Annotated in this window: 8 protein-coding genes; 5 read left to right on the top strand and 3 right to left on the bottom strand. The window is 68.1% G+C overall.

The features are described 5' to 3' along the window. Positions 1-11: 11 nt before the first annotated feature. The 3 genes from ACWDSI_RS00205 to ACWDSI_RS00195 form a co-directional block, all read right to left on the bottom strand. Positions 12-1,415, bottom strand: coding sequence for a WS/DGAT/MGAT family O-acyltransferase (locus ACWDSI_RS00205; protein ID WP_449755278.1), 1,404 nt, complete (start codon positions 1,413-1,415; stop codon positions 12-14). Between the two features lie 81 nt (positions 1,416-1,496). Continuing rightward, positions 1,497-2,339 carry a fibronectin type III domain-containing protein gene (locus tag ACWDSI_RS00200; RefSeq protein WP_449755277.1) on the bottom strand — a complete coding sequence of 281 codons (843 nt, stop codon included), beginning with the start codon at positions 2,337-2,339 and terminating at the stop codon, positions 1,497-1,499. Then, the gene (locus ACWDSI_RS00195; protein ID WP_449755276.1) at positions 2,339-4,243 is read right to left on the bottom strand and encodes a protein kinase domain-containing protein; all 1,905 of its coding nucleotides are present in this window, start codon (positions 4,241-4,243) and stop codon (positions 2,339-2,341) included. The genes ACWDSI_RS00200 and ACWDSI_RS00195 overlap by 1 nt, the downstream gene beginning before the upstream one ends. Positions 4,244-4,394: 151 nt before the next feature. Between ACWDSI_RS00195 and ACWDSI_RS00190 the strand changes: the two genes are divergently transcribed. The 5 genes from ACWDSI_RS00190 to phoU all read left to right on the top strand — a co-directional run bounded on the left by ACWDSI_RS00190 (position 4,395) and on the right by phoU (position 10,597). Next, the gene (locus ACWDSI_RS00190; RefSeq protein WP_449755275.1) at positions 4,395-4,928 is read left to right on the top strand and encodes a nuclear transport factor 2 family protein; all 534 of its coding nucleotides are present in this window, start codon (positions 4,395-4,397) and stop codon (positions 4,926-4,928) included. A 176-nt stretch (positions 4,929-5,104) separates the two neighbouring features. Beyond that, the gene (locus ACWDSI_RS00185; protein ID WP_449755274.1) at positions 5,105-6,097 is read left to right on the top strand and encodes an acyl-ACP desaturase; all 993 of its coding nucleotides are present in this window, start codon (positions 5,105-5,107) and stop codon (positions 6,095-6,097) included. 77 nt (positions 6,098-6,174) lie between these two features. Beyond that, a complete protein-coding gene (gene dusB, locus ACWDSI_RS00180; protein WP_449745934.1) occupies positions 6,175-7,308 on the top strand; it encodes a tRNA dihydrouridine synthase DusB in 1,134 nt (377 codons plus the stop codon). A 158-nt stretch (positions 7,309-7,466) separates the two neighbouring features. Continuing rightward, complete coding sequence (locus tag ACWDSI_RS00175) at positions 7,467-9,815, top strand: LCP family protein (RefSeq protein WP_449755273.1); 2,349 nt, start codon at positions 7,467-7,469, stop codon at positions 9,813-9,815. A 119-nt stretch (positions 9,816-9,934) separates the two neighbouring features. Continuing rightward, positions 9,935-10,597 carry a phosphate signaling complex protein PhoU gene (gene phoU / locus ACWDSI_RS00170; protein WP_449755272.1) on the top strand — a complete coding sequence of 221 codons (663 nt, stop codon included), beginning with the start codon at positions 9,935-9,937 and terminating at the stop codon, positions 10,595-10,597. The last annotated feature ends 26 nt before the right edge of the window (positions 10,598-10,623 follow it).

Here is a 10,623-nt window from a genome sequence, read left to right as displayed (position 1 = left end):
TGCGGTCCGGGTCAGTCGCCACACACCTCGAGCAGTGTCTTGAGCTGCTCGTCGAACGCGTTCGCGATGGCGGCGACGTCGGGAACCTGGTCGGTGCACGACAGGATTCCGATGTTGAGCATGCCGCCGACGGAGAACACCGTGATGTTGAGTCCGAGCCCATGGAAGATCGGACCGAGCGGATAGATCGCGGTGACCCTGGCCCCGCAGAAATACACCGGCACGTCGGCACCGGCGACGTTGGAGACGGTGACGTTGTAAATGGGCGGATGCTTGAGCGCGAACTTGCGGTCGCCGTAGAACTTCATCAACGACGACATGGTGGCGCCGGGAGCGAACTGCGCCCACGCACGCATGATGTTGGCGTCGATCTCGGCGTGATGTTCCTTGGAACGCCGGGAGAGTTCCGCGGCGCGTTCCACCCGCTCCACCGGATCGGCGATGTCGGAGGGCAATTGGGTGAACATGCCCGACACCTTGTTGGTGCCCTCCACCATGATCGTGGTCTCGTCGGATCCGTGCACCGACACCGGCACCATCGCGATCAGCGGCCGCTCGGGCAGTTCGTCGTGGGACAGCAGATAGTCGCGCAGCGCCCCGCCGGTCATCGCGAGCACCACGTCGTTGACCTTGACCCCGAAACGGTTCTTGACGCGCTTGACGTCCGACAGCGACACCTGCGTCAGCGCGACCGACCGGTGCGGGGTGATCGGCCCGTTGAACCGTGTGCGCGGAGCCTGGAACGGCGCGGGCATCGCCGACTGCGACCGGGCGCGCCGCGCCCACTCGAACGGGATCGCCAGGGTCGGCGGCAGCAGCCGGGCCATCGCCACCGGGCGCTGCAGGAAATAGTGCAACGCCCCCGCGACGGCGAGCGCGGCGTGCGAACCGCCACCGGCGTTCTTGCGGACCAGTTCGGGATCGAGGTCGGTCTCCGTCGGCGAGATGGAGCACAGCTGAGCCAACACCTCCGCGCTGCCGACACCGTCGACCGCGGCGTGGTGCATGCGCAGCATCACCATGATGCGGCCATTGGCGAGTCCTTCGATGACCCAGAGCTCCCACAGCGGCTTGGCGCGGTCGAGGGTTTGGCCGGCGAGGTGACCGATGAGCTCGTCGACCTCGGCGGTGCCGCCGGGAGCGGGTACGGCCACCCGGTGCACGTGCCGATCGATGTCGAAGTGTGTGTCCTCGACCCACACCGGGTGATCGATGTTGAGCAACGAGTTGTCGAGCTTGCGCCGGAACTTCGGTGTGGCCCGCACCAGCCGGCCCATCTCATCACGGAGCCTGCCGAACGAGTAGCCGCCCGGGATCGTGGACGGATCGACTTCGAGAAGTCCCACGACGTGCATCAGCTGCGAGCGCGTCTCCATGTAGAGGAACGAGGCATCCAGCCCACTCAACCGCTCCATCGACGAACCTCCACCTCACGACATGTGCGCGCCATCGCCCACACATTCATCATGCTCCCGGCCATGGTGCCGCCCAGCAGACTATCGGGGCAACGAATTGGCGAGGTCGAGAAGTTCCTTCGAAGTCATTGTCGAGGTCACACCCTTCATCGCGATCACCGCCAGGCGGCGGGCGGGGTCGTCGAACTTGACGTAGATCGATCCATCACCCGGCACGACATAACCGGTGCCCTGGTTCCACTTGATCGGTGTGCCGGTCTCGGCGAACTGTGACAGCGCTCCGTCGAGGCCGTCCTTGTCGTCGAACCAGAACACATGCATCGCGATCGTGAGTCCCGGATCGGCGCACCGGATACGCAGCTTGGTCCAGACCTCGCCGACCCCGGATTCGCTGGGGCCACGTTCCCCTCGCACCGGGTTCAGCATCCACAAACACGTCAGGTCATCCCAGCCCTTGGCGTCGGGTGCCTGCGGCAGCAATGCGGGGAACTCCGCGATCAGCGGTGCGTACAGACCCCATCCCTGCCCGGCGTCGATCGTGCGCGACTCACCGGGCGCCGACACGGCGTCACGGCGCACGGCCTGCACCCGGTAGGTGTGTGCACCCGCGGTGACCGTCTGATCCACGGCCTTGGTGTCCTTGCCGTCGTAGACCACGACGTCACCACGGACCAGCTGGTAACCGTCGGCCCCGGCGACGGGTTGCCACGTCGCGGTCACCTGCCCGGTACCGCGGGTGAGCTGCAGTCCGGTGGGCGACGCGGGCGCGTCGACGGCGCCGAGGCTGCGGGTCACCAGGAAGCCGCCCACCAGGGCGATCACCGCCAGCGCCGCGATCAGCGTCCACGGCAGCCACCGCAAACGCCGACGACGCGGTGCGGAGGGGCTGGTCATCGTCGGTGACGGGTAAGGGGCATGGCTCATCAGAACGGCAACCTCGCCAGGATGTCGCCGGCCTGTGCGGGCGTGCCCTTGTCCAGGTCCACCTGGACGTAGGTGCGGGTGCGCGGACCGGTGGAGAAGGTGAAGACCGCGGTGGCGCCCGCGGGATTCTGCACCATCGGGCGCAGGGTGCGGGTACCCACGGTGCCCTGCGAGGTGGTGTACGTCGTCCCCGGGTTGCTGCCGACGATCATCACTTTGGCCGCCGACCGGGTCTCGTCGGCGGTGGCATACCCGTAGATGGTGACGGTGTAGGTGGTGAGATCGCCGTCCATCTTCTTGCAGATGATCGACTGCTGGGTGGTGTCGAAGGACAGCGAGCCGCTGTCGCCGAAGCAGCTCAGCTTGTCGAATCCGTTGGTGCTCAACGGACTCGAGGGCACGAGGTCGGGATAGAGGTCGGCGATCCACTGCAGGCCACGCCATGTGAGGAACACCGTCACCGGCGCCGAGGCCAGTGAGAAGCCCGAACCGGAACCTCCCGTCCGACGGGCCGCCACCGAGTAGGAGTACGTCCCGGGCAGCGGGAGCGGCACCGCGTAGGAGGTGGCCGGACCGCTGTAGATCACCGTGTCGTTCTGCTTGACGATGTAGTCGGTGGCCCCGTCCACCGCGTTCCAGGCCAGCGCCACCGCCTGCTTGTTCACCGTCGCGTCGGGCCGGTCGGGCGCGGCCAACGCCGCGCCGGAGTTCTGCAGGAGACCTGCGCCGACGCCGACGAGCGCGGCGAGCAGCACCAAGACCGGTCCGAGAACCGCGGCGCGCCGATACCACGGTCGGGGGCGGTCGGCGGGAGGAACTGTGGCCGGCTGAACTGTGGCCGGCTCATGGTGAGGGTTCGGCACGTGCTGGTGCCGCGGCGGATGCTGCATCAGCCGGGGCGGCGGTTGCGGCATCGGGTGCGCCCGCTGGATCGTGTCCGGACCCGGCATCCCCGGACCGTGCATGGTCGGTGGTGCCGTGGTCTGTGGTGCCGTGGTCTGTGGTGCTGTGGTCTGCGGTGCCGTCATCGGGCGCGGCGGGGCGGCGCCCACGAGCGTGTCGCGGGTGTCGAAGGCTCCGTGCAGGGCCGACGCGAACTCGCGGGCGCTGCCGTACCGGTGTGCGGGGTCCTTGGCGATCGACCGGCGCAGGACGTCGTCGACCGCGGGCGGCAGCCCTCGGTTTCGGGTCGTCGCCCGGGGCGGCTCGGCGAAGATGTGCGCGCTCATCAGGCCGTGCAGCGTCGGGGCGTCGAACGGCGGCGCGCCGGTGAGGAGTTCGTATGCCGTGGCGCCGAGCGAATAGATGTCGCTGCGCGCGTCGAGGCGTCGTCCCTCGATCTGTTCGGGCGAGGAGTACCGCAGCGTGCCCACCGTGGTGCCGGTACCGGTCAGCGAGGTCGCCTCGTCGAAGGCCTGCGCGATGCCGAAGTCCGTGAGTTTCACCGAGTCCGGTTGGAAGCGGCTCTCCCCGGGCGTGACCAGGATGTTGGCCGGTTTGATGTCGCGGTGCATGACGCCGCGACGATGTGCGGCGTCGAGTCCGGCGGCGACCCCGCCGATGATCGCCACCGCCAGCCGGGGGTCGAGGGCCCCGTGGTCCTCCACCATCTGCGCGGCGTCGGTCCCGGGGACGAACTCCATCGCGATCCACAACTGGTCGTCGACCACTCCCCGGTCGTAGACGGCGACGATGTTGGGGTGCTGCAGCGGCGCCACCAGATCGGCCTCGCGCTCGAACCGCGCACGAAACACCGGGTCGGTGGCGTGCGCGGAGCGCAGGATCTTGAGCGCATCGGCCCGCGGGAGTCGCGGGTGGGCAACCTTGTAGACCTCGCCCATGCCCCCGGTACCGAGGACCGCGAGCACGCGGTAGCCCGCGATCACATCCCCGACCTGATACATCTGCTCTCTCCGCCACGACCGCGCCGACCACGCGCTTCGTCGCGCATGGTACCGAGTACACGGTCGCACATGCGAGTTCCGTCCGATCTCGCGAACCGCATCTCTACCGAACCGCATCGCGGCGGCCCGTCGGGTCTCTACCATCGGGCTCGTGCCGACCGAGAACCCCGTGGGTGCCCACGTCACGGCAGACGAGCTCGACGAGGCGTTCGGTGAGTTCGCCTCCACCGTGTCGGGCATCGCGACGTCGAGGAACTGGGACCGATTCGCCGACCTGTTCACCCCCGATGCCGTCTACGTCGAGCACGCGATGGGCACGATGCACGGGCGCGCCGAGATCGGCGAGTGGATCGTCCGCACCATGACCACGTTCCCGGGCAGCCACATGACCTCGTTCGATCCGCTGTGGCACGTCGTCGACCCACCGACCGGGCGGGTGATCTGCGAGATCGACAATCCGATGCGCGACCCGGGCGACGGGAGCGTGATCACCGCCACCAACATCACGATCCTCACCTACGCCGGCGACGGCTTGTGGCGGTGCGAGGAGGACGTCTACAACCCCCTCGAATTCGGCGTCGCAGCGATGCGGTGGTGCCAGAAGGCGCAGGCACTCGGTACGCTCGACGCAGCGGCAAACACCTGGATGCAGACCACCGGCCGAGCATTTGGCCGGGTTCGGTGAGAACGTCGTCGAGAACAGGGGTCGGGACCGGCCGCGGTCGTAACATCGAGGCGCGAGGTTACGTCACCGTAGGTGAGCACTTGGGGTTGCATGGCTTGTGCCGTAACCTAAAGCACTGATCAATCCATGTCGGTCGATACACCGCGAATGACATGTGAGAACTTCGGAGGACATCAATGGCACGTGAACTGACACAGCTCGAACTTCTCCAGGAGTTGGCACCGGTCGCCGAGGACAACGTGAACCGGCACCTGAAAATCGCCAAGGACTGGAACCCGCACGACTATGTCCCGTGGGACGAGGGCCGCAACTACGCCGCCCTCGGTGGCGTGGACTACGACCCCGAGCAGTCGCAGCTCGACGAGGTCGCCAAGGCCGCGATGATCACCAACCTGCTGACCGAGGACAACCTGCCGTCCTATCACCGGGTGATCGCCGACAACTTCTCGATGGACTCGGCGTGGGGTCACTGGGTGGGCCGCTGGACGGCCGAGGAGAACCGCCACAGCATCGTGATGCGCGACTACCTCGTGGTGACCCGCGGTGTGGATCCCGCCGCACTCGAGGCCGACCGCATGGTGCACATGACCAACGGCTATTCGCCGGAGGCCGCCGCGGGCGACCGCGTCGAGGAGATGATGGCCAAGGGCGGCGACATGGGATTGCTGCACTCCGTCGCCTACGTGACGTTCCAGGAGCTCGCCACCCGCGTGAGCCACCGCAACACCGGCAAGGCCTGCAACGACCCCATCGCCGACAAGATGCTCCAGCGCATCGCCGCCGACGAGAACCTGCACATGATCTTCTACCGCAACATCTGCGGAGCGGGTATGGACGTGTCGCCGGATCAGACGTTGCGCGCGGTCACCGACATCGTGACCAACTTCCAGATGCCCGGCGCCGGGATGCCCAACTTCCGCCGCCACGGCGTGCTGATGGCCAAGCACGGCATCTACGACCTGCGCCAGCACCTCGAAGAGGTCATCATGCCGGTGCTGCGTAAGTGGGACGTGTTCAACCGCGACGACTTCGGCCCCGAGGGCGAGCAGACCCGCGAGGAACTGTCGACCTTCCTCGAGCAGCTCGAGAAGGACACCCTGCGCTTCGAGGAGATGCGCGACCGCGCTCTCGCCCGTGAGGCCAAGAAGCGGGAGCGGCAGGCATCCTGAGCACCGTCACCACCCCAACCACCCGACCGGCGTCTCCCGAGCTCCACGGAGGCGCCGGTTCGGCGTCGCAGGCCCCGCTGCGGATCGGGTCGATCGAACTCGCCAGCCCGGTGGTGCTCGCGCCGATGGCCGGCGTCACCAACGTCGCGTTCCGCACCCTGTGCCGCGAACTCGAACTCGCGCGCACCGGCACGGTCTCGGGTCTCTACGTCTGCGAGATGGTCACCGCGCGGGCGCTGGTGGAACGCCATCCGGTCACCATGCACATGACCACCTTCGGACCCGACGAGAACCCGCGGTCGATGCAGCTCTACACCGTCGATCCGCGCTACACCTACGAGGCCGCGAAGATGATCGTCGACGAGAACCTCGCCGACCACATCGACATGAACTTCGGCTGCCCGGTACCCAAGGTGACCCGCAAGGGCGGGGGGTCGGCGATCCCGTACAAGCGCACGTTGTTCCGCAACATCGTCGCCGCCGCGGTGCGCGCCACCGAGGGCACCGACATCCCGGTGACCGTGAAGTTCCGCATCGGCATCGACGACGACCACCACACGCACCTCGACGCGGGCCGGATCGCCGCCGCCGAGGGGGCCAAAGCCGTTGCACTGCATGCCCGCACGGCGTCGCAGCGCTACTCCGGCCAGGCCGACTGGAGTGAGATCGCCCGCCTCAAGGAGCACGTCACCGACGTTCCCGTCCTGGGCAACGGTGACATCTTCGAGCCGCGCGACGCGGTGGCGATGATGGCACAAACCGGCTGCGACGGCGTCGTCATCGGCCGTGGATGCCTGGGCAGACCCTGGTTGTTCGCGGAGTTGGCCGCGGAGTTGCGCGGTCTACCGACTCCGGCGGCACCGACCCTGGGCGAGGTGGCGCAGATCATTGTGCGGCACGGCGAGTTGCTGGCGGCGCACCACGGCGAGGACAAGGGCATGCGTGAGATCCGCAAACACGTGGCCTGGTACCTGCGCGGATTTCCCGCAGGATCGGATCTGCGACAACGGCTTTCGCTTGTCACCACACTCACCGAACTGCGTGAACTGGTCGCCGGCCTGCCCGCCGACACCCCCTTCCCCGAGGACGGCCACGGCCCTCGGGGCCGGCAGGGAACACCCGCCAAGGTGGCGTTGCCCGACGGTTGGCTCGACGACCCCTTCGAGGACGTGGTGCCCGCGGGCGCTGAGGTGATGCACTCGGGCGGATGATCCGACCGGGAGATCGCCACGTGGCTGAGATGTGTTCTCAGGTGCAGTCAGTACTATGACCGAATGATCCCGCTCGGCGGGATCCATATAGTGATGCGCGCCGCACCGTTGAGCCCCGACGGGTGGTCTGCGATGCTCCGGGGTAGAGGACTGCACACGTGAGTCGTTGGACACCGAAGCCGCGCGGCCGCAAGCCGGGCGACGACGACTCCACCGGCCGGCGACCGTCCGGTTCTGGTGCTGACGGTGCGAGCGCAGGGGGATCGCGTCCGTCCCGACGTGCGGGACGCGAGGGCGCCGCCACCGATTTCACCGCGATGTTCGGCACCCCGCCCGCCAACGATGTGCCCGCACACGGCCGGCTGCGTGAACCCCACACCGCCGATCGCTACGTCCGCGGCCGCAACCGGATGACCGTGCGCGAGCTGATGGAGCAGATGAACGCCGGGGCAGAAACCGCGGCGACCCCCGCGGCCACGCCGCCGGATGGCGACTCCGCACCCACCGAGGCAATCCCCCGCGTATCCGAGTCCGACCGTGCACCCGAGTCGCGCGACCGGGGTGCCGCGTCGGACCGGCCGACCAAACGGCCGACCGCACCCGGGAACGCGAACGACGTCACCCAGAAGATCCCCACGGTCGGCGCCGCACCGGCGGTCGATCTCAGCGATGCGGCCACCACCGAGCGCGTGCGGGAGGAATCCCGTGCCCAGGAGAGCCACGCCCCGGAGCCCCCGCCGGCCGCCACGGCACAGTCGGCCGCCACGGCACAGCCGGCCGCCACCGTCGAGCCCGCAGGCGCCGCCGAGCCCGGCTCGCCACCCGCCCCCGCAGCAGCGCCCACTGCCGCAGCACCCGCCACCGCGGCGGCGTCGGCCGGAGGTCCGCCCCTCGAACCCACCCCGGATCTGTCACGATCGCTGGCCTCGGCGCCACGGCCGCGCCCGCGCCGGGTCGGCGGGCGCAATGGTGACCGGTCACTCAAGAACAGCGCCACCGTCACCGGCCGCGTCCTGGTCGCCATCGCCTGTGTCACCGCCCTGGTCGGCACCGGCTTCGTCTGGGGCTACCTGCAGTCGGTGAACGGCAACTGGCGGACCATCAACGCCGTCGATCCCGACGACGCCAACATTCGCAACAAGGACGCCCAGTACGGCGACGAGAACTACCTCATCGTCGGCACCGACACCCGCAGCGGAAAGAACAGCGCGGTCGGTGCGGGTACCACCGCCGACGCCGACGGAGCCCGGTCGGACACGGTCATCCTGGTCAACATTCCCGCCAACCGCAGCCGCGTGGTGGCCGTGTCGTTCCCCCGGGACCTGCAGGTCGACCGGCCCGACTGCGAGCAGTGGGACAACGCCACCGGCACCTACAGCGGCACCCTGCCCGCCGCCCAGGGCGTGAAACTGAACAGCGTCTACGCCGACGGCGGCCCGAAGTGCCTGGTGAAGGTCATCACCGAGATGAGTGGCCTGAACATCAACCACTTCATCGGCATGGACTTCTACGGCTTCGAGAAGGTCGTCCGCGCGGTCGGCGGCGTCGAGGTGTGCTCCACCACCCCGCTCTACGACTACGAACTCGGGCAGATCCTGTCCAAGCCGGGCAAACAGAAGCTCACCGGCCGACGTGCTCTGAACTACGTGCGCGCCCGCACGATCTCCACCGAGGGCAACGGCGACTACGGCCGCATCAAACGCCAGCAGTTGTTCATGTCGTCGCTGCTGCGTTCCACCCTGTCGGGCAATGTGCTGTCCAACCCGGCCAAGCTCAACAGCATCGTCAACACCTTCATCGAGTACAGCTACGTCGACGGCGTCGACACCCAGTCGCTGCTGAAGCTCGCCGACTCCATGCAGGGCATCGAAGCGGGACGCGTCACCTTCCTGACCATCCCCACGTCGGGCACCGCCACCGACGGCAGCAACAACGAGATACCCCGCACCGACGACATCAACGCGATCTTCAACGCCATCATCGACGACCAGCCGCTGCCCGGTGAGGCCGCCAAGAAGAAGGCGTCCTCGTCCACCAGCAAGCAGACCTCGGCGGCAGGTGACCAGACCACCGCCCCCGCGAACCCGAGCAAGGTGTCGGCGACCGCGCAGAATCCGGGCAACGTGGGCGTACGGGTGCTCAACGGGACCGGTAGAGGCGGTCAGGCCGCCGAGGTGTCCGACCAACTCGTCGCGCAGGGCTTCGACGTCCGCGGCGTCGCCGACGCCTCGGAGAACCGATCGGACACCGTCGTCCGCTACGGACCGGGCGAGCAGGACTCGGCGGCAACACTGGCCGCGATGTTCCCGGGCGCGACCATCCAGAGCGACCGCACCGTCAAATCGGGTGTCGAAGTGATCCTGGGCTCGGAGTTCTCCGGGTCGGTCGGTACCGCCCCCGCCACCGGCACCACGCTGTCGGCCGAGCAGTTGCCGCCCGCGAACAATTCGAGCAATCTCCCCAATGACCTCGCCGTGACGAACGCGGGCGACACCACCTGCTCGTGACCCTGGCGGCCGCTTCGCCGGGCCGGATGGGCGCCGACTGGGTCGCCCGAACCACTCGTTCACGGGGAGTTCACCGTGCAGCGGTCAGTGACCTTGCCCACCCCAAGTAATCTTGTCCTATGCGTACTGCCTATCAAGAGCAGCTCCATGAGCTGAACTCTGTGCTCGGGGAAATGTGTGAACTCGCCGGATCCTCCATGGACCGCGCCACCCAGGCTCTCCTGCAAGCCGACCTCGCCATCGCCGAGGAGGTGCTGTCGGAGAATGACCGGATGAGCGAACTGACCGCTCGTGCCGAGGAGCAGGCGTTCGCCCTGCTCGCGCTGCAGGCGCCGGTCGCCGGCGATCTGCGCGGAGTGGTCAGCGGATTCCAGATCGTCGCCGACGTCGACCGCATGGGCGCTCTCGCCCTCCACGTTGCCAAGGTGGCCCGGCGCCGTCACCCGGCCAAGGCACTGCCCGAAGAGGTCAACGGCTATTTCGCCGAGATGGGTCGGCTCGCGGTGCAACTGGCCGAGAACGCCCGCGAGGTGCTTGCCAGCCAGGACCCCGAGGCCGCAGCGCGGCTGCAGGACGACGACGATGCGATGGACGACCTGCACCGGCACCTGTTCACCGTGCTGATGGACCGTGACTGGCAACATGGAGTTGCCGCGGCCGTCGACGTGACCCTCCTCGGGCGCTACTACGAGCGGTTCGCCGACCACGCCGTTCTCATCGGGCGGCGTGTGGTGTTCCAGGCGACCGGCCAGACCCCCGAGGAGTTCCAGGACGCTTCCTGACCGACGCCTTCGGTCGGTTCGCCGCG

It is taken from the genome of Gordonia sp. NPDC003429, assembly GCF_053588575.1.
Note: the sequence above shows the minus strand (reverse complement) of the source record. Positions and strands in the feature narration are given on the sequence as shown.

Excerpts from the sequence above, each read along its gene's own strand:
- ACWDSI_RS00205 (WP_449755278.1), bottom strand. The coding sequence starts at position 1,415 with ATGGAGCGGTTGAGTGGGCTGGATGCCTCGTTCCTCTACATGGAGACG.
- ACWDSI_RS00200 (WP_449755277.1), bottom strand. The coding sequence starts at position 2,339 with ATGAGCCATGCCCCTTACCCGTCACCGACGATGACCAGCCCCTCCGCA.
- ACWDSI_RS00195 (WP_449755276.1), bottom strand. The coding sequence starts at position 4,243 with ATGTATCAGGTCGGGGATGTGATCGCGGGCTACCGCGTGCTCGCGGTC.
- ACWDSI_RS00185 (WP_449755274.1), top strand. The coding sequence starts at position 5,105 with ATGGCACGTGAACTGACACAGCTCGAACTTCTCCAGGAGTTGGCACCG.
- phoU (WP_449755272.1), top strand. The coding sequence starts at position 9,935 with ATGCGTACTGCCTATCAAGAGCAGCTCCATGAGCTGAACTCTGTGCTC.